General features: G+C 74.7%; 15 protein-coding genes. 5 read left to right on the top strand and 10 right to left on the bottom strand.

From position 1 onward, the window contains the following. Positions 1 to 62: 62 nt before the first annotated feature. Together argC and rox are read right to left on the bottom strand one after the other, a co-directional pair. Positions 63 to 1,091: an N-acetyl-gamma-glutamyl-phosphate reductase gene (gene argC, locus ACZ60W_RS01600; RefSeq protein ID WP_469753316.1), complete on the bottom strand. Its 1,029-nt coding sequence runs from the start codon at positions 1,089 to 1,091 to the stop codon at positions 63 to 65. Positions 1,092 to 1,279: 188 nt separating this feature from the next. Then, complete coding sequence (gene rox / locus ACZ60W_RS01605) at positions 1,280 to 2,719, bottom strand: rifampin monooxygenase (RefSeq protein WP_469753317.1); 1,440 nt, start codon at positions 2,717 to 2,719, stop codon at positions 1,280 to 1,282. Between the two features lie 293 nt (positions 2,720 to 3,012). On the opposite strand from rox, the gene argG reads away from it, so the two are divergent. Together argG and ACZ60W_RS01615 are read left to right on the top strand one after the other, a co-directional pair. Then, entirely contained in the window at positions 3,013 to 4,458 is a 1,446-nt protein-coding gene (argG, locus tag ACZ60W_RS01610) for an argininosuccinate synthase (RefSeq protein ID WP_469753318.1), read from the top strand. A gap of 178 nt (positions 4,459 to 4,636) precedes the next feature. Further along, positions 4,637 to 5,668, top strand: a complete 1,032-nt coding sequence (locus ACZ60W_RS01615) for a DUF4440 domain-containing protein (RefSeq protein WP_469753319.1) — start codon at positions 4,637 to 4,639, stop codon at positions 5,666 to 5,668. A gap of 98 nt (positions 5,669 to 5,766) precedes the next feature. On the opposite strand, the gene ACZ60W_RS01620 is transcribed toward ACZ60W_RS01615, so the two are convergent. The 4 genes from ACZ60W_RS01620 to ACZ60W_RS01635 form a co-directional block, all read right to left on the bottom strand. Further along, positions 5,767 to 6,930: a methyltransferase gene (locus ACZ60W_RS01620; protein WP_469753320.1), complete on the bottom strand. Its 1,164-nt coding sequence runs from the start codon at positions 6,928 to 6,930 to the stop codon at positions 5,767 to 5,769. Between the two features lie 56 nt (positions 6,931 to 6,986). Further along, positions 6,987 to 7,562 carry a histidine phosphatase family protein gene (locus ACZ60W_RS01625; RefSeq protein WP_469753321.1) on the bottom strand — a complete coding sequence of 192 codons (576 nt, stop codon included), beginning with the start codon at positions 7,560 to 7,562 and terminating at the stop codon, positions 6,987 to 6,989. A 69-nt stretch (positions 7,563 to 7,631) separates the two neighbouring features. Then, positions 7,632 to 8,093 (bottom strand): GNAT family N-acetyltransferase, encoded by a 462-nt coding sequence (locus tag ACZ60W_RS01630; RefSeq protein WP_469753322.1) that lies wholly within the window; start codon positions 8,091 to 8,093, stop codon positions 7,632 to 7,634. A gap of 104 nt (positions 8,094 to 8,197) precedes the next feature. Continuing rightward, on the bottom strand, positions 8,198 to 9,634 hold the full coding sequence (locus ACZ60W_RS01635) for an aminotransferase-like domain-containing protein (RefSeq protein WP_469753323.1): 1,437 nt from the start codon (positions 9,632 to 9,634) through the stop codon (positions 8,198 to 8,200). Between ACZ60W_RS01635 and ACZ60W_RS01640 the strand changes: the two genes are divergently transcribed. Continuing rightward, entirely contained in the window at positions 9,633 to 10,682 is a 1,050-nt protein-coding gene (locus ACZ60W_RS01640) for a DMT family transporter (protein WP_469753324.1), read from the top strand. The two genes, ACZ60W_RS01635 and ACZ60W_RS01640, sit on opposite strands and share 2 nt — an antisense overlap. An 84-nt stretch (positions 10,683 to 10,766) precedes the next feature. After that, complete coding sequence (locus ACZ60W_RS01645; RefSeq protein ID WP_017241746.1) at positions 10,767 to 10,970, top strand: DUF1918 domain-containing protein; 204 nt, start codon at positions 10,767 to 10,769, stop codon at positions 10,968 to 10,970. Between the two features lie 4 nt (positions 10,971 to 10,974). On the opposite strand, the gene ACZ60W_RS01650 is transcribed toward ACZ60W_RS01645, so the two are convergent. Further along, positions 10,975 to 12,354: a glycoside hydrolase family 10-like protein gene (locus tag ACZ60W_RS01650; protein ID WP_469753325.1), complete on the bottom strand. Its 1,380-nt coding sequence runs from the start codon at positions 12,352 to 12,354 to the stop codon at positions 10,975 to 10,977. A 100-nt stretch (positions 12,355 to 12,454) separates the two neighbouring features. Between ACZ60W_RS01650 and ACZ60W_RS01655 the strand changes: the two genes are divergently transcribed. Next, positions 12,455 to 13,315 carry a 3-hydroxybutyryl-CoA dehydrogenase gene (locus ACZ60W_RS01655; protein WP_469753326.1) on the top strand — a complete coding sequence of 287 codons (861 nt, stop codon included), beginning with the start codon at positions 12,455 to 12,457 and terminating at the stop codon, positions 13,313 to 13,315. A gap of 85 nt (positions 13,316 to 13,400) precedes the next feature. On the opposite strand, the gene ACZ60W_RS01660 is transcribed toward ACZ60W_RS01655, so the two are convergent. The 3 genes from ACZ60W_RS01660 to ACZ60W_RS01670 form a co-directional block, all read right to left on the bottom strand. Next, positions 13,401 to 13,931, bottom strand: a complete 531-nt coding sequence (locus ACZ60W_RS01660) for an NUDIX hydrolase (protein ID WP_469753327.1) — start codon at positions 13,929 to 13,931, stop codon at positions 13,401 to 13,403. 62 nt (positions 13,932 to 13,993) lie between these two features. Beyond that, positions 13,994 to 15,337: a transcriptional regulator gene (locus ACZ60W_RS01665; protein WP_469753328.1), complete on the bottom strand. Its 1,344-nt coding sequence runs from the start codon at positions 15,335 to 15,337 to the stop codon at positions 13,994 to 13,996. 439 nt (positions 15,338 to 15,776) lie between these two features. Beyond that, complete coding sequence (locus ACZ60W_RS01670; protein WP_469753329.1) at positions 15,777 to 16,844, bottom strand: PP2C family protein-serine/threonine phosphatase; 1,068 nt, start codon at positions 16,842 to 16,844, stop codon at positions 15,777 to 15,779. Between the last annotated feature and the right edge of the window lie 149 nt (positions 16,845 to 16,993).

A 16,993-nucleotide genomic window follows, 5' to 3' on the forward strand; every position in this document is an offset into this window, starting at 1 on the left:
CGTGCGGGGCGGAGGTGCGGGTCTCGTCGTGGTCTGCGGACCGGTGGCCGCGCGCGGGTCACTCACGGAGCGACTCCCGTCGTGGACAGTCCGGTGCTCTCGGGGAGGCCGAGGGCGATGTTCATGCTCTGCACCGCGCCGCCGGCGGTGCCCTTGGTCAGGTTGTCGATGGCGCTGATCGCGATGATCCGGTTCGCGGCCGCGTCATGCGTGACCTGCACCTGAACGGCGTTGGAACCGTAGACGGACGCCGTCGCCGGCCACTGGCCCTCGGGCAGCAGGTGGACGAAGGGCTCGTCCGCGTAGGCCTTCTCGTACGCGGCCCGGACGCTCTCGGCGGTGACGCCGGGCTTCGCGGCGGCCGTGCAGGTGGCGAGGATGCCGCGGGGCATCGGGGCCAGGGTCGGCGTGAAGGAGACGGTGACCCGCTCCCCCGCCGGTCCGCTCAGGTTCTGGATCATCTCGGGGGTGTGGCGGTGGCCGCCGCCGACGCCGTACGGCGACATGCTGCCCATGACCTCGCTGCCGAGCAGGTGCGGCTTGGCGGCCTTGCCCGCTCCGGAGGTGCCGGACGCGGCGACGATCACGGCCTCCGGCTCGGCGAGTCCGTGGGCGTACGCCGGGAAGAGCGCGAGCGAGACGGCGGTGGGGTAGCAGCCGGGTACGGCGACGCGCTTGGAGCCCTCCAGGGCGGCGCGGGCGCCGGGCAGTTCGGGGAGGCCGTAGGGCCAGGTGCCGGCGTGCGGGGAGCCGTAGTACGTCTCCCAGTCGGCCGGGTCCACCAGCCGGAAGTCCGCCCCCATGTCGACGACGAGGACGTCCGGCCCGAGCTGTTCGGCCACGGCCGCGGACTGTCCGTGCGGCAGCGCCAGGAAGACGACGTCGTGGCCGGCGAGCTCCTCGGCCGTGGTCGGCACGAGGACGCGGTCGGCGAGCGGGAGCAGGTGGGGCTGGAGGCCGCCGAGCCGCTGACCGGCGTTGGAGTGGCCGGTCAGGGTCCCGATCTCGACGTCCGGGTGTCCCAGCAGAAGGCGCAGGAGCTCTCCGCCCGCGTATCCGCTCGCCCCTGCCACTGCTACTCGTACCGTCATCGAAACCCTCCTCATGGATGGCATGACTATACGTAAGCCCGCAGCTTTATGCAACGACTATCCGGCCAACCTCGGCAGGCGGCGGCGCGGCGACGGCCCCCACCCGTCGGGGTGGGGGCCGTCACGGCCGGCCGGGGACCGAGGAGCCCGCCCGCGGGGGCCCAGGTCCCCGCGGGCGGGGGCCGCGGTCAGTCCGCGGAGCCGAACCACCGGGCGAGGTGGCCGGCGAGCTCCCCTTGGTCGTCGCCGACCCAGGCGACGTGACCGTCGGGGCGGAGGAGCAGGGCGGGGACGTCGAGGGTCCCGCCGGCCGCGTCGCCCTCGCCGAAGGCCACGCGGTCGACCCGGTCCGCCCACCCCTCGACGGAGAGGCCGCCGGTGCGGTCGAGCAGGAGGCCGCGGCCGCTGCGCAGCAGCTCGTAGAGCCGCCCCTCCGGCAGGTCGAGGTCGCGCAGGCGGCGGCCGAGGAGGGCGTGCCCCTCGCCGAGGTCGTAGCGGACGTCGACGGCGGTGATGAGGCCGGTGACGTGACGGTTCACCTCCTCGAAGTCCATCAGCCGGGTGAACAGCGCGCGCAGGGCGGCGGCCCCGGGGTCGGTGCCCAGGAGCGCGATGCCCGCCCGGGTGCTGTCCAGGACGGCGGCGCCGACCGGGTGGCGCTCGGCGTGGTAGCTGTCGAGGAGCCCCTCGGGGGCCCGGCCCTTCACCTCGGCGGCGAGCTTCCAGCCGAGGTTGAAGGCGTCCTGGACGCCGAGGTTGAGGCCCTGCCCGCCGGTGGGCGGATGGATGTGCGCCGCGTCGCCGGCCAGCAGCACCCGGCCGACGCGGTAGCGCTCGGCCTGGCGGGTGGCGTCGCCGAACCGGGAGAGCCAGCGCGGCGAATGGGCGCCGAAGTCGGTGCCCGCGACGGCCCGGAGCCGCTCCCGGAAGTCCTCCAGGGTCGGCGGGACGGTCCGGTCCTCGGCCACCCCGTCGGCCGGCGCGACCACCCGGTACACCCCGTCGCCGATCGGGGCGAGCCCGAACCGCAGCTGGGTCTTGCGGACCTCCGCGACGACGGCGGCGACCGTCTCCGCGTCGGCCGTCACCTCCAGCTCGCCCAGCAGCGTCTCGACCCTGGCCGGCTCGCCGGGGAAGCCGACGCCGATCAGCTTGCGCACCGCGCTGCGGCCGCCGTCGCACCCGACGACGTAGCGCGAGCGCAGCGACGTGCCGTCGGCGAGCTCGACGGTGACGCCGTCCTCGTCCTGGGCCAGCCCGACCACCTCCCGGCCGCGCCGGACGTCGACGCCGACCTCCAGGGCGTACTCGTTGAGCAGCCGTTCGGTGACGGGCTGCGGGGTGGCGAGCCCGTAGTCGTGGGCCGTGTCCAGCCCCTCCGGCCACGGCTTGGCGATGCCCCCGAAGAGACCGCCGACCCGGAACTTCTCGCTGACCGCGAGGAAGCGGTCCAGCAGGCCGCGCTGGTCCATGATCTCGACGCTGCGCGCGTGCAGCCCCTGGCCGCGGGACTGCTGCGTCTGCTCGGGCAGCCTCTCCAGGACGACCACCGACACGTCGGCCAGCCGCAGCTCGCCGGCCAGCATCAGGCCGGTCGGTCCGCCGCCCACCACGATCACGTCCACCATCACTCGTCGAACCCCGTTCGTCGTCTGTCGCGCAGGTCGGGAGGCCGGCCGTGCGGGCGCCGCGGGGCGCCCGCCGGGTTCCGCGTTTCCGCAGGTCGGCGGCCTCGGCCGACCATTCTGGAGCAGTACGGGGGCCTTGCCGCAAGGCCCCCTGTGCGCTATATCTTGAGAGTGGCAAGGAGTGCGAGACCTCCTTGCCTTTTCTTTTGCCCCGCGCAGGGCGGACCCCGGCCCGCCGGGGGTCCCGCCGACCCGGCGTTGCATGACCATGCGGAATCATGCATACTCTTCCTATGTCCAAGGTCCTCACCTCCCTGCCCGCCGGCGAGCGCGTCGGCATCGCCTTCTCCGGCGGCCTCGACACCTCCGTCGCCGTCGCTTGGATGCGCGACAAGGGCGCCATCCCGTGCACCTACACCGCCGACATCGGCCAGTACGACGAGCCGGACATCGCCTCGGTGCCCGGCCGCGCGAAGACCTACGGCGCCGAGATCGCGCGCCTGGTCGACTGCCGCGCGGCGCTGGTCGAGGAGGGCCTTGCCGCCCTGACCTGCGGGGCGTTCCACATCCGCTCCGGCGGCCGCGCCTACTTCAACACCACCCCGCTCGGCCGCGCCGTGACCGGCACCCTGCTGGTCCGGGCGATGCTGGAGGACGACGTCCAGATCTGGGGCGACGGCTCGACCTTCAAGGGCAACGACATCGAGCGGTTCTACCGCTACGGCCTGCTCGCCAACCCCCACCTGCGGATCTACAAGCCCTGGCTGGACGCGGACTTCGTGACCGAGCTGGGCGGCCGCAAGGAGATGTCGGAGTGGCTGCTCGCCCACGAGCTGCCCTACCGCGACAGCACGGAGAAGGCGTACTCCACCGACGCCAACATCTGGGGCGCCACCCACGAGGCCAAGACGCTGGAGCACCTGGACACGGGCGTCGAGACGGTCGACCCGATCATGGGCGTCAAGTTCTGGGACCCGTCGGTCGAGATCGCCACCGAGGACGTCACCATCGGCTTCGAGCAGGGCCGCCCGGTGACCATCAACGGCAAGGAGTTCCACTCCCCCGTCGACCTGGTCATGGAGGCGAACGCCATCGGCGGCCGCCACGGCATGGGCATGTCGGACCAGATCGAGAACCGGATCATCGAGGCCAAGAGCCGGGGCATCTACGAGGCCCCCGGCATGGCGCTGCTGCACGCCGCCTACGAGCGGCTCGTCAACGCGATCCACAACGAGGACACCCTCGCCCAGTACCACAACGAGGGCCGGCGCCTGGGCCGCCTCATGTACGAGGGCCGGTGGCTCGACCCGCAGGCCCTCATGGTCCGCGAGTCCCTCCAGCGCTGGGTCGGCGCCGCCGTCACCGGCGAGGTCACCCTGCGGCTGCGGCGCGGCGAGGACTACTCGATCCTCGACACCACGGGCCCGGCGTTCAGCTACCACCCGGACAAGCTCTCCATGGAGCGCACCGAGGACTCCGCGTTCGGCCCCGTCGACCGCATCGGCCAGCTCACCATGCGGAACCTCGACATCGCCGACTCCCGCGCCAAGCTGGAGCAGTACGCCGGCCTCGGCCTCATCGGCACCGGCAGCCCCTCGATCGGCGCCGCGCAGGCCGCCGCCACCGGCCTGATCGGCACCATGCCCGAGGGCGGCGCGGAGGCCATCGCCTCCCGCGGCGAGGTGTCCGACGACGATGAGATGCTGGACCGCGCCGCCATGGAGTTCGGCACGGACTGACCGGCACCCCCGGCACCACGGACCCACCGGCACACCCGGCACCCGAGAGGGCCGGCCCGACGCCCCGCGCGTCGGGCCGGCCCTTTCCGCTGCCGCGCCGGGGACCCGGGGGCGGGCTGTCACATCCGGGTGGGCGTTCGCGTCAAGCGGGTACGGAACCCATGAGGAGTGAGACGCCATGTCCGACGACACGTTCCTGACCGCCCTGACCGTCCGCTTCGACGCGCACGAGGACCAACTGCGGTGTGTGGCACTCCGGATGATGGGGTCCCCCGCCGAGGCCGAGGAGATGCTCGCGGTGGCGCGGGCGGGGCTCGGCCGGGACGAGGGGGCCGCCGTGCGCGCCTGGCTGACGGCTCTCGTGGGGCAGACCTGCGTGCGCGGGCTCCAGGAGCGGGGGGCGGCCGGACGATGGCGCGCCCACGGGGCGGCGGAGGGTTCGGACGCGGAGACGGGCCCCGAGGGGGGAGGCGCGTTCCCGGACGCTGTCACGGACGCGTTCCCGGACGCGTTCCCCGCCGGGCGCGACGGCGCCGGGGGCGTGGCGGCCGCCCGGGAGGCGCCGGGGGGTGGGAGACCGGCGCGGGCCGGGACGCCCGCGGGTGGCCCCGAGGGCGGGGCCGGGGCCGGGGACGGTTCCGGGGCCTCGCGGGCGGGGATCGAGTCCGTGTGGCTCGCGCTGCTCGTGGTGCTGGAGTCACTCGGGGGCGAGGAGCGTCTCGCCTACGTGCTGCACGACGTGTTCGGGCTTCCGGCGCGGGAGACGGCGCGGATCACCGGGACGCCGGCCGCCGAGGTGGCGCGGCTCGCGCGGGGGGCGCGGGACCGGGTCCGGGGTGTCGGGGCGGTCAGGACAGCGGAGGATCCGGGGCGGCAGCGGATCGTGGTGGACCGATTCCTGCGGGCCGCACGCGCGCGCGACGCACGCGCGCTCGCCGCCGTCCTCGACCCGGACGTCGTGGCGTACTCCGATCGCGGTCCGGTGCACGGCGCCCCCGCCGTCGCGGAGGGCGCCGCGGCCTTCGCGCGGTTCGCCGACGTGTCCCGGCCCGCCCTGGTCGACGGCGCGGTCGGTGCGGTGGCGTTCGTCGCGGGCCGCCCGGTGGCGGCGCTCATGTTCACCTTCCGGCAGGACCGCATCGCCACGCTCGCCGTGACCTCCGGCGAGGAGCGGGTCCGCGCCCTCGACCTGGCCTTCCCCGACTGGTGAGCCGGGGCGGGGAGCACCGCCGTGAGGCGGGCCGGCGTCCGGACGCGGTCCCGCCCGGTCCGGAGGACGTCCGGGGCCGGGCGGGGCGGTGTCCGGCGCTACGCCTGGCGTACGGCGCGCAGGACGACGAACTTGCGGTCGCTGGCGACGAGTTCGCTGTTGCCGAAGACGCGCCGCAGGGTGACGTGGTAGCCGAGGTGGCGGTTGCCGATGACCCACAGTTCGCCGCCGGGGCGCAGGGCGCGCCGGGCGTCGGCGAACATCCGGCGGGAGGTGCGGTCGGTGGTGGCCTGGTGGGTGTGGAACGGCGGGTTGTTGAGGACGAGGTCCACGGAGCCGGCGGGCAGGTCGCCGAGCCCGTCGCCGACGAGGAACTCGGCCGGGCGGTCCTCGCCGAGGTGGGCCCGGAAGTTCTCCCGGGCGGAGGCGACCGCCGGGTAGGACTCGTCGGCGAAGACGACCTCCGCCTCGGGCTCCTCGAGGGCGATGGCGAGGCCGACGACGCCGTTGCCGCAGCCGAGGTCGGCGACCCGGGCGCGGCCGAAGCCGCCGGGCAGGTTCGCGAGGAAGAAGCGGGTGCCGATGTCGAGGCGGTCCGCGCAGAAGATCCCTGCGTGGTTGGTGACGGTCAGGCCGGGGAGGCCGGGCGCGGGCGTGTCGGCCGGGAGGTCGTACCGGTACGGCCAGGGGTTCGGGCCCGGGGTGAGGTCCGGGTCGAACGTGGTGTGGATGAGCCGGGCCTTCTTGACCGCGAGGGAGGTGCGGGTGGGGCCGAGGATCCGCTCGAAGAGCTTGAGGGTGGAGGTGTGGACGTCCTTGACCATGCCGGTGCCGACGATCACGGTGCCCTCGTGCACGGCCGGCGCGATGCGGTGCAGCTGGTCCTCCAGGAGCCCGAGGCTCTTGGGGACGTGGACGAGGAGGACGTCGACGCGCGCGGGGGGCGTGTCCAGCGTGGTGAGCAGCCGGACGGCATCCGGGGCCGCGCCCGCGCGCGCGAGGTTGGCCCGGGTGGCCCGCTCCCCGAGGTACGAGTCGGTGATCTGGACCAGTTCGCCGGCTCCGGCCGCCTGCAGCGCGGTGACGAGGGCTCCCCAGCGGTCGCCGATGACGGCGACGGTGCCGGAGAGGTCGGTGCCGGTGTCGGCCAGGTGGCCCAGGAGGTATTCGTCGGCCGCGTCCCAGGCGCGCAGCTGGTCGCGCGGGTCCTCGGGGAAGCGGGTCAGCGTGAAGGCGCCCCATGACGTGCTCAAACGGTTCATCGTGTTCTCAGGCTAGCCGGTCGCGGGCCCGCGCTCCGCTCGGATGCCCGGCGGGGTCAGCGCAGGGCGGTGTCGAGGTGGAGGTGCCAGAGGCCGGGGCGGCCGGTGAGGGTGACCGTCGAGAGGGGGCGGACGTCGACGTTCCAGTAGGTGGCGGGCGGTGCCTTCAGCGCGTAGACGAGGGCGGCCCGCACGACGGAGGGTTCGGCGACGGCGACGATGGCGCCGTCCTCGGCCGGGCGGGTGTCGAGCCAGTTCCCTATCCGGGTGATGAAGGCGAGGAGGGGTTCGCCGCCGTGCGGGGCGGTGCGGGGGTCCCTGAGCCAGGCGTCGACGGCGGCCGGTTCGAGGGCGGCGACCTCGGCGAGGGTCAGGCCCCGCCAGCGGCCCATGTCGCAGTCGCGCAGGGCCGGCTGGGCGAGGGGCGCGTAGCCGAGGGCGGTGCCGGTGGCGCGGCTGCGCGGGGTCGGGGAGCAGTAGCGGAGTTCGGCCGAGCCGAGCGGGATGAGCGCGGGCGCGGCCTGCTGCACCTCGTACCAGCCGGCCTCGTCGAGCGGCCGGTCGTCGTCGAAGCGTTCGGCGAGCAGGGAGGAGCTGCGTGCCGCCGTGACGAGCGTCACCCGAAGACCCATGGCCGCGATCGTGAGGCCGGTGGCCCCGCAGGTCAAGGGGTCATTTCGGGTGGCCCGCGGGGGTGCGGTTCACTGCTGCCCGAGAGCCATCCACTTGTCCGGATTCTGGAGTGGCGCGAAACCGACCTTCTCGTACACGGTGTGCGCGTCGGCGGTGGCGAGCATGATGCGGCGCAGTCCGTGCGGGGCGAGCCGGTCGCGGACGAAGGTGACGAGCGCGGTGCCGAGTCCGGTGCCGCGGGCCGGGCGGTCGACGTAGACGTCGCAGAGCCAGGCGAAGGTGGCGTAGTCGGTGACCACGCGCGCGTAGGCGCTCATCTCGCCGGTCTCCCGGTGGTAGGCCCCGAGGTTCAGGGAGCCGGCGATCGCGCGGTCCTGCTTCTCCCGAGGTCGGCCGAGCGCCCAGTAGGCGTCGGTGGAGAGCCAGTGGTGCACGAGGGCCGGGTCGATCCGGTCGGGGTCGGCTGAGATCTCGTACGCCCCGTGCATGACGGAGCCGGCGGGGGCGGCGGGGGCCGCGCTGTCGTCCATGGCCGCAGGCTGCCAGCGCGGCACGGGACTTGTCAGGTGAATTTGCCCGCGGCCAGGGCCGTGGCGGTGCCGCTCCGGCCCGCTCCCCGCCCGGCCCCGGAGGGTCATCCGGTGAGCTCGTCGACCGCCGTCCGCAGCCGGCGCACCCCCTCGGCGATCTCGGCGGGACCCGCGACACCCGCGAAACTCAGCCGGATGTGCCCGGCGGGGGGTTCGGCGCAGAAGTAGGGGCGCCCGGGGGCTGCGGCGACCCCGGCCCGCAGCGCGGCGGCGACGAGGGACGCCTCCGGGAGGGCGTCGGGGAGCCGGAGCCAGAGCTGGTGGCCCCCCGAGGGCAGGTGGGGCAGGGACAGGCCGGGGAGGTGCCGGGCGACCGCAGCGGCCATCAGGGTGCGGCGGTCCCTGAGTTCCTGGGAGACGGCGCGCAGATGGCGGTGCCAGGCCGGCGCGCCGACGAGTTCGAGGGCGGCCTCCTGGAGGGGCCGGGCGACGAAGAAGCTGTCGACGACCTGGATGGCGCGCAGGCGCTCCAGGACGGGACCGCGGGCGGCCAGGGCGCCGACGCGCAGGCTGGGCGAGGTGATCTTGGTGAGCGAGCGGACGTGGACGACGACGCCGTCGGGGTCCTCGGCGGCGAGCGGGGCGGGCAGGGGCGGCGCGTCCTCGTGGACGAGCCGGCGGGCGAAGTCGTCCTCGACGACGAAGGCACCGGCGGCGCGGGCGATGCGGACGACCTCCCGGCCGCGTTCGGCGGCGAGGACCACACCGGTCGGGTTCTGGAAGAGCGGCTGGCAGACGAGGACGCGGGCGCCGGTGGCGCGGAAGGCGGCTTCGAGGAGTTCGGGGCGCACGCCGTCGGCGTCGGTGGGCACGGGGACGGGCCGGAGTCCGGCGGCCCGGGCGACGGCGATCATGCCGGGGTAGGTGGGCGACTCGACGAGCACGGGGGCGCCGGGCGGGGCGAGCGCGCGCAGGGCGGTGGCGAGGGCCGACTGACCGCCGGCGGTGACGAGGACCTCGGCCGCGGTGACGCCGCCGCCGATGTCGCGGGCGAACCACTCGCGCAGCTCGGGCAGTCCGTCGGTGGGCGGCCTGCCCCAGGCGCCCGGGCGGCGCCCGGCGCGGGCGAGGGCGGCGGCCAGGGCCTGCTGGGGCTGGAGGGAGGGGTGGAGGTAGCCGCCGTTGAACTCGATGACGCCGGGCGGCGGCGCGGCCAGGGTGACCAGGACGCCGGAGGCGTCGACGGCCCGGGGCACGACGTCCCCGGCGGTGTCGGCGCTGAGGGCCACTTCCTGCCAGGAGGTGTCGCCGACGGCGGGCGTGGCGGTACGCGGCTCCGCGCGGAAGGCGCCGGCGCCGGGGCGGGTGACGACGAGTCCCTCCGCCGCGAGCTGGGCGAGGGCCCGGGTGACGGTGACCGGCGAGACCCGGTACCGCTCGACGAGGGCGCGACTCGATGGCAGTTTTCCACCTGGAGAGTAGCGGTCGACTTCCGCTCGCAGGGATTTCGCCAGCTCTGCCACGCTGCTACGCTCGTGCATGAGAACAGAGGATAGCGCTACTATCACCTCGACGATAGCGGTCCCCGCCTCCGGCCGGACCGCGACGACCGCCGCGACCGCACGGGGCACGGGCGCGCGCACCGCGCCGGACTCCGCCTCCTCCGGCAGCTCCGCCTCCGGCGCCTCCCCGGCCGCCACCGGGTCACCCTCGGCCTCGGTCGCCGCCGACCCGGTCGGCCGGGGCACCCTCCTGGCCGTGCTCGGCGTGGTGGCGTTCTCGCTCACCTTCCCGTCGACCGTCTGGGGCCTGGAGAGCTTCGGCCCCTGGTCGCTGGTCGCCGTCCGGTCCACCCTCGCCGCCCTCGTCGCGGGAGGCTTCCTCCTCGCCGGCCGGGTGTCCCTGCCGGAGCGGCGCCACTGGGCGGGTCTCGCCGTGGTCGCCGGCGGGGTCGTCGTCGGCTTCCCGCTCCTGACGACGCTGGCCCTGCAGACCTCCACCACCTCGCACGCCGCCGTCGTGGTGGGTCTGCTGCCGCTGACCACCGCGACCGTCGCCGCGCTGCGCACCGGCCGCCGCCCGTCCCGCACCTTCTGGGTCGCGGCCGTCTCCGGGGCGGTGGTGGTGATCGCGTTCACCCTCCAGCAGAGCGGCGGCGCGCTGTCTCGGGGCGACCTGTACCTCTTCGGCGCCCTCCTGGTCTGCGCGGCCGGCTACACCGAGGGCGGACGGCTGGCGCGGCTGATGCCGGGCTGGCAGGTGATCGGCTGGGCCCTGGTGCTCTGTCTGCCGCTGATGGTGCCCGCCTCGGCGCTCGCCCTGGCGCTGGAGCCGGTCCGCCTGACCGTCCACGGCGTCGTCGGGCTGGTGTGGGTCGCCGCCGGCTCCACCTTCTTCGGGCTCTACGTCTGGTACCGCGGGATGGCGTCGATCGGCATCCCGAAGGCGAGCCAGCTCCAGCTCGCGCAGCCGCTCCTCACCCTGTTCTGGTCGGTCTTCCTGCTGGGCGAGACGCTCCCCCTGGCCGCTCCGCTCGCGGCGGTCGGCGTCCTCGTCTGCATCGCGGTGACCCAGCGGGCCCGGAGCTGACGCGACGGGAGGGGGTGACGCGCGCCACAATGGCAGACAGAGACACCCACCCAGGACAGGCGCTGCCGCGAGGAGGTCACCCCGATGCAGGCGAGCGTGGGCGACAAGCTGCTGGTGCACGGCCGGACCGTCGGTCATCACGACCGTACGGCCGAGGTCCTTCAGGTACTGGGGGAGAACGGCACTCCCCCGTACCGCGTGAAGTTCGACGACGACGGTCACGAGGCCCTGATGTCCCCGGGCCCCGACACCGTCGTACGCCACCACCCGGAGGAAGGGGCCCGCTGAGTCCCTACCGTCCCGGCGCGCGGACCCGGGTCGGATAGTGGTCGTCCACCACGGTGGACATCGCCCCGATCGGGTCCGCGGCGACCTCCTTGGCCGCGAAGAAGCAGTGGCCGCCGACCGACGGGAACCCGGCCGCGAGCGCCAGGTGGCGCGAGAGCTCCTCCGGGTCCTGCCAGGCGGCGGGCTGGGCCGGATCGCCCGCCTTGTAGAGCGCCTCGCCGATGTAGAGGCCGACGCCGGTCCCCCGGACGACCCGGTCCCACCAGGGCAGCAGCCGGGCGTAGTCGGCGGCGGGGAGCCCGATGTTCCAGTACAGCTGCGGTACGACGTGGTCCAGCCAGCCCTCCCGGACCCATGTACGGGTGTCGGCGTACAGGTCGTCGTACGTCTGGACCCCGGCCAGGGTGTCCGACCCCTCCGGATCGGTGGCGGCGTTGCGCCAGACACCGAAGGGGCTCACCCCGAAGGCGACGCCCGGCTTCGTCTCCCTGATCCGGGCGGACATCTCCGACACCAGCAGGTCGATGTTGTTCCGCCGCCAGGACGCCCGGTCGGGGAAACCGCCGCCGTACCGCGCGTAGGACGCGTCGTCGGCGAAGACCTGCCCGGCCACCGGGTACGGGTAGAAGTAGTCGTCCCAGTGCACCGCGTCGACGTCGTACCGGCGCACCGCGTCCAGCATCGCGTTCTGCACGAAGCTGCGGACCTCGGGCCGGCCGGGGTCGTAGTACAGCTTCCCGCCGTAGGGCACCACCCACTCCGGGTGGAGCCGCGCCGGGTGGGCGGGGACGAGCCGGGCGGGGTCCGTGTGGTTCGCCACGCGGTACGGGTTGAACCAGGCGTGCAGTTCCAGGCCGCGCGCGTGGGCCTCGCGCACCGCCGTGCCCAGCGGGTCCCAGCCGGGGTCGCGGCCCTGGGTGCCGGTGAGGCACTGCGCCCACGGCTCGTACGGCGAGGGCCAGAGCGCGTCGGCGGTCGGCCGGACCTGCAGGACGACGGTGTTGAGCCGGCGCCGGACCGCCGTGTCGAGGTGGCCGAGCAGCTCGGCGCGCTGCTGCGCCGCGGTCAGCCCCGTGCGCGAGGGCCAGTCGCGGTTGGCGACCGTCGCGAGCCACATCCCGCGGAACTCCGGCCCTCGGCGCGGCCCGCCCCGCACGGGGGCGCCGTGCTCCCGTGGTGACCCGGCCGCCGACCCGGAGGCGCCGCCCGCGGCCCCTGCCGTCCCGTCGGCCCCCGCCGTCCCTGTCGATGCCGTCACAGCGAGCGCGGCGCCCGAGGCGCCTGCCACGAACCCTCTTCTGCCGATAGGCGGCACTTGTACCCCTCCTCTGTCGGATACGTCACACCCACCCGGACAGCATGCCCGGCCCGGACGATCGATCATCGGTTAATGAGCGGTAACGTCGTGGGGGTCGAGGCGGACGCACCGGAATCACGCGGGCCCGCCGCCAGAGAAGAGCGAAAGGCACGAGGTGACGGACTCCATGGCCGACATTGAGCGCGTCGGAGTGGTGGGCTGCGGCCAGATGGGCGCGGGCATCGCGGAGGTGTGTGCCCGGAGCGGGCTCGAGGTGAAGGTCGCCGAGACCACCGGCGAGGCGCTGGAGATCGGCCGCACGCGGCTCTTCAACTCGCTGTCCAAGGCCGCCGAGCGCGGCAAGATCAGCGAGGAGGAGCGGGACGCCACGCTCGCCCGCCTCAGCTTCACCACCGACCTGGGCGAGTTCGCCGACCGCGACCTCGTCATCGAGGCCGTCGTGGAGAACGAGCAGGTCAAGACCGAGATCTTCCAGGTGCTCGACCAGGTCATGACCCGGCCCGACGCCATCCTGGCCTCGAACACCTCCTCCATCCCCCTGGTGAAGCTGGCCGTGGCGACCTCCCGCCCCGACCAGGTCATCGGCATCCACTTCTTCAACCCCGCCCCGGTGCAGAAGCTCGTCGAGCTGATCCCCGCCCTCACCACCTCCGAGGGCACGATCAGCCGCGCCCAGGCGTTCGCGGAGAAGGCGCTCGGCAAGCACGCCATCCGCGCGCAGGACCGCTCCGGCTTCGTCGTCAACGCGCTGCTCGTGCCGTACCTCCTCTCGGCGATCCGGATGTTCGAGTCCGGCATCGCGAGCCGCGAGGACATCGACAACGGCATGGAGTTCGGCTGCGCCCATCCGATGGGTCCGCTGAAGCTCTCCGACCTGATCGGCCTGGACACGATCGCGTCGATCGCCGACTCGATGTACGCGGAGTTCAAGGAGCCGCTGTACGCCGCTCCCCCGCTGCTCCAGCGCATGGTGGACGCGGGCCGGCTGGGCCGCAAGACGGGGTCGGGCTTCTACCCGTACCCCTGATCCCCCTGGACACCGGACGGCCCGTACACACGCACAGGTACGGGCCGTCCGGCATGTCGCGCCCGGGTTCCCGGAGCCCCGGTGCTCAGCCGAGGCGCAGGTGGTGGAGCATCAGCAGCCCGGCGGCCATGTTGGCGGCCGGTATCTCGCCCCGGGTGATCATGTCGGGGATCTGCTTGAGCGGGACCCAGGCCCGCCGCGAGGACTCGAAGGCGTCCTCGGGCGGTCCGGTGTACGTGGCGCGGTCCGCCCAGTAGAGGTGGTGCCGGGCGTCCGACAGGCCGTTGGAGGGCTCGACGGTGAGGAGGTGGCGCAGCGGCCCCGGCCGCCAGCCGGTCTCCTCCTCCATCTCGCGCGCGGCGGCGGACTCGACGTCCTCGCCGTCCTCGACGACGCCGGCGGCCAGCTCCCAGCCCCAGCTGTCGGTGATGAAACGGTGGCGCCAGAGCATCAGGACCTCGTCCGCGTCGTTGACGGCCGTCGCGACGGCGACGGGGCGGAGTCGGATCAGATAGTGGTCGAGGTGGCGGCCGTCCGGGAGTTCGACGTCCGCGAGGTTCACCCGGAACCAGCGGTTCTCATAGACCGAGCGTTCGCTCAGTTTCGTCCATTGCACGTTCTTGCCACCTTCCGACTGGTCGGTGCTTGATTGGTGGCAATATCGCAGCAGTTGGCGGGCTACAGGGGAACGCGCAGCGCCCCGTCGATCAACGCCGCCGCCTCACGGGCCTCCCGCCCGTCGCTCTCGAGGAGCTGTTCCCGGACCTGGCGCAGCCGGTCCCTCAGCCGACGTGACTCCATCCCCCGCGCCCGCTCCGTCATCTCCACCGCCGTGCGCGCGGCGCCGTCCGCCTCGCCCTGGCGCAGCTCGATCTGACAGAGCATGGCGAGCCGGTGCACCCGCCCCCGGTCGTGCGAGGGCGTGCGGACCGCCGCCGAGGCGTGCTCGTGCGCCCCCGCGAGATCACCGAGGCTGAGCAGCGCCTCGGCGACCTGGACGTCGACGAACCCCGGCTGGACGTAGCCCGTCTCGGCCGGCTCCTCCCCCGGGCTGATCCGCTCCGCCGCGGACTCCGCCCGCCGGATGCAGGCCAGCGCCGCGGTGGCGTCGCCGAGGTGCGCGTACGCCTTCGCCTGCATCGCCGTCAGGTCCGCGGCCAGCGCGGGGGTGATCTGCCGGCCCGCCGCCCGCAGCGCCGCCTCCGCGAACGCCACCGCCTGCCGGTACTCCGCCATGAACAGCGCCTGGTTGACGAGCAGGGCGATCACATAGGCGCCCAGGCCCCGGTCGCCGCTCGCCTTCGCGAGCCGCAGGGCCTGGTGGAAGTAGCGCTGGGCGAGGCCGTGCGCGTCGGCGTCGTAGGCACAGATTCCGGCCACGGCGACCAGTCCCCCGGTCGCGCGGTGCAGCTGCCGCCCGAGGGCGTCGCTGTACGCGCCCCGGAGCAGCGGCGCGGTCTCGCCGGTGAGGAAGCCGACGATCCGGGCCCGGGTGGCGATCCCGCCGGCCCTGCGGTACATCTGCTCGTAGTGCGAACGGGCCGCGCTCAGCACGGAGATGTCGGCCGCCGAGACCTTCGCACCCCGCCCGACGCGCGACACGTCCGCGTCCTCAGGGGGGTTCTCCCACTCCCACACCGGCATCACCGCGGGCGTGCCGGTCACGGCCTGCGCACCGAGGGTGTGGGGCCGCCGCTGCTCGTCCGAGCGCCACAGGGCGGGGGCCCGCTCGACGAAGCCGGAGAGGGGCGCGCCGAGGGCCGCGGGCGGCACGCCGGGCACCCCGAGGCCGATGTCGTCCAGGGTCACCTGCCGGTGCAGCCGGGCGGCGAGCACCTCGCAGATCAGGTCCGGGACCTGGCCGCGCGGCCGCTGGCCCTTCAACCAGCGCGCCACCGCGGTGTGTTCGTAGCGCAGGGTGAGGCCCCTGCCCCGGCCGGCCCGGTTCACCCGGGCGGCGAGGCCGGCGTGCGAGACGCCCGCCTCGTCGAGCAGGGCGTCGAGCAGGGTGTTGGGCTGCATGGGCCCCTCCGGTGACTCGGTGCACTCACCCTAGGGCCGAGCGGGCCTCCAGGGTGGCCGAATTCATACGGCTCGACTCCGTACGTGTCGACTCCGTACGGACCGACCGCGTACGGACGGACTTCGGACGGACCGGGACCGTACGGGGCCGCCCCGGGCACGACGCCGCACGGGGTCATCCCGCGGCGGCCGGCCCCGCGCCGCGCGGCGGTGTCCGGCGCACATTCGCACGGGGTGTGAACCGAGTACCCGTTCCGCCGGTCCGCGCACGCTGCCGCCCCCGCCCGGCCCCTAGTTGACTGAGCATCTCGCCGCAAGGCGAGGACCGGGCCGCCGGCTCCCCCTCTGACAGTGCGGCTGCCCGGTCCGCGTCGCCCGCCCCGCCGATCTGCCCGACACTCCGTGGCGGGGCGGGCGTCGCCGGCCCCGCGCTCCCCGCTCACCTGTGGGAGGAGGGGGCGGGCCGGGAGCGACGCAGCCCGGGTTCGGCGGGCTGCGCCGCTACCCGGACCCGGTCGTTGCGCACGGCGAGCAGGGCGACGTCGTCGGCGAGCCGGCCGCCCGTGTGCCGCAGCAGCGCCTCGTGGACGCCCCTCACCAGCGCGGCGGGCGGCGCACCGGCCATCGCGGCCAGGGCCTCGTCGAGGGCGAAGAACCGCCCCCGGCGGTCGCGGGCCTCCTCCGCCCCGTCGGTGTGCAGGACCAGCGTCTCGCCCGGGAGTAGCGCGGCAGCGCCGTAGGGGACGAGTTCGGCGGGGAGCGGCAGCACCCCGAGCGGCGGCAGCGGATCGCCGAGCGCGATGCGCTCCACACGCGCGCCCAGCCGGTACGGGCCCGGATGACCGCAGTTGAAGACGGAGAGCCGCCCGTCGGGGCCGATCTCCAGGAGCAGCAGCGTCACGAAATCCTCCGCTGCCGGATGCCGGGGGCCGGCGCCCGCCCGCGCCGGGTGCTCGTCGCGCGCCCGCTCGCGCAGATGGCGTTCGAGCGCCCGCTCCAGGCGCCGCAGCACGCCCCCGAGTTCGGGCTCGTCGTGGGCGGCCTCCCGGAAGCTGCCGAGGACGGCCACCACCGCGCCGAGCGCCGCGAGACCGTGCCCCCGCACGTCCCCGACGACGATCCGCACCCCGTACGGCGTGGCCACCGCCTCGTACAGGTCGCCGCCCACCGTCGCGCCCCGGGTCGCGGACGACTGCCCCGCCGCGAGGGCGAGTCCGTCGAGCCGGGCGGGCGGCGGACGGAGCAGGACCCGCTGGGTGGCGGTGGCGACGGCCCGCACCCGGGCCAGCTCGCGGACGGGGCCCCGCCGCAGCCCCAGGACGAGGCCGACGCCCACGCTCAGGAACACGACGCTCGTGGCGATCCGCGTCGGCAGGCCCGGCTCCCCGGCCGGCGGGCACCAGAACCTCCACACCACCGCCGCGGCTCCCCACGCGAGCGGCAGGACGAGCGGGGCCGGCCGGCGGAGGCGGGAGCGAACGGCGACCGACGTCCAGGTACGCATCATGCACGGCCCTTCCCGAGCCCCGACAGCGCCCGAAGGCCCCGCGGCCCGACGGGTCCGCGCCCGCGAGCCGCGTCGATTCTGCCGACCGTACGGGGCACGGGGGAACAGCCGTCGGCCGACTCACCCGAAGGAGTGAGCGCCCCCGTCGC

Source organism: Streptomyces sp. NPDC104202 (genome assembly GCF_055584185.1).

Coding starts and splice junctions, on each gene's coding strand:
- ACZ60W_RS01665 (WP_469753328.1), bottom strand. CDS start 15,337: ATGCAGCCCAACACCCTGCTCGACGCCCTGCTCGACGAGGCGGGCGTC.
- ACZ60W_RS01630 (WP_469753322.1), bottom strand. CDS start 8,093: ATGGACGACAGCGCGGCCCCCGCCGCCCCCGCCGGCTCCGTCATGCAC.
- rox (WP_469753317.1), bottom strand. CDS start 2,719: ATGGTGGACGTGATCGTGGTGGGCGGCGGACCGACCGGCCTGATGCTG.
- ACZ60W_RS01625 (WP_469753321.1), bottom strand. CDS start 7,562: ATGGGTCTTCGGGTGACGCTCGTCACGGCGGCACGCAGCTCCTCCCTG.
- ACZ60W_RS01650 (WP_469753325.1), bottom strand. CDS start 12,354: ATGATCGATCGTCCGGGCCGGGCATGCTGTCCGGGTGGGTGTGACGTA.
- ACZ60W_RS01655 (WP_469753326.1), top strand. CDS start 12,455: ATGGCCGACATTGAGCGCGTCGGAGTGGTGGGCTGCGGCCAGATGGGC.
- ACZ60W_RS01620 (WP_469753320.1), bottom strand. CDS start 6,930: ATGAACCGTTTGAGCACGTCATGGGGCGCCTTCACGCTGACCCGCTTC.
- argG (WP_469753318.1), top strand. CDS start 3,013: ATGTCCAAGGTCCTCACCTCCCTGCCCGCCGGCGAGCGCGTCGGCATC.
- ACZ60W_RS01645 (WP_017241746.1), top strand. CDS start 10,767: ATGCAGGCGAGCGTGGGCGACAAGCTGCTGGTGCACGGCCGGACCGTC.
- ACZ60W_RS01615 (WP_469753319.1), top strand. CDS start 4,637: ATGTCCGACGACACGTTCCTGACCGCCCTGACCGTCCGCTTCGACGCG.
- argC (WP_469753316.1), bottom strand. CDS start 1,091: ATGACGGTACGAGTAGCAGTGGCAGGGGCGAGCGGATACGCGGGCGGA.
- ACZ60W_RS01670 (WP_469753329.1), bottom strand. CDS start 16,844: ATGATGCGTACCTGGACGTCGGTCGCCGTTCGCTCCCGCCTCCGCCGG.
- ACZ60W_RS01635 (WP_469753323.1), bottom strand. CDS start 9,634: ATGCACGAGCGTAGCAGCGTGGCAGAGCTGGCGAAATCCCTGCGAGCG.
- ACZ60W_RS01640 (WP_469753324.1), top strand. CDS start 9,633: ATGAGAACAGAGGATAGCGCTACTATCACCTCGACGATAGCGGTCCCC.